At 54.6% G+C, this 808-nt stretch carries 1 protein-coding gene; it reads left to right on the top strand.

Annotated features, from left to right (window positions below; translation table 11 throughout):
• Positions 1–121: 121 nt before the first annotated feature.
• On the top strand, positions 122–808 hold a 687-nt coding region (gene traF, locus ACOCD2_RS23155; RefSeq protein WP_419602060.1), incomplete at its 3' end, for a conjugal transfer protein TraF.

Raw genomic sequence — 808 nt, 5'->3', positions numbered from 1 at the left:
CTAATTATCATGAGCTTTTTGGAGGGCGCTTCCACATAGCCCCCGTCACCCCCTACTGGCCCCATCAGGCGGTAGTGGCCACCTACCGGCGGGTAACAGCCTTCAGGTTTTGGAGATAACAATGCAGCAGGCCCATGTTCTCGACAATCAGACACGGCTACTGATGCCCTGTCATCCGGCCCAGCCACGGTGGCTGCCGGGCAAGAGCAGGGCGGTGGTACTTCTGGTGTTGTTGCTGGTAAGCCTGTCTGATGTCGTTTTGGCCACGAATGACTTCATCGAGGGCAAGGAAGAGGGGTGGTTCTGGTATGAAGACCCTATCATTCCTGAAGAACCACTGCCGCCGGTACCGGTTCCACCAGAAGCGCCGCCGCCGGCCAAGCCCCCAGCCAAACAGCCGCCGGGGCCTCCGGTTTTTTCTGTAAAGTGGCTCCAGGAGCAACTGCCCAAACTACGGGAAAAGGCCATCGACAATCCAACCCGCGAGAATGTCCAGATCTACATGTACGCTCAGCGGGTGATGATGGACAAGGCCGACCGGTTTTCCAACATGTTCAAGCGGGTGGCCCTCACTGATCCGCTGCTCGATGAGAACAACCGCTTTCCGTTCGCTACAGCATTCAAATCGGTTACGTTGCGCGCCAACGAATGGGCGCAAAAAAAGATACTCAAAAGCCTGTCCAAAAAGGCCGGTATCTTCTTTTTCTACTCTTCATCATGCAAATACTGCCATTTTCAGATATTTCCTCTGAAACAGTTCGCGTTGCGGTATGGGTTCGAAATCCGACTGATTTCCCTCGATGGCAAA

The organism is Thiolapillus sp., assembly GCF_048562965.1.
Classification (GTDB): Bacteria; Pseudomonadota; Gammaproteobacteria; order Chromatiales; family Chromatiaceae; genus Thiolapillus; species Thiolapillus brandeum_A.
This window is presented reverse-complemented; position numbering and strand designations above follow the sequence as displayed.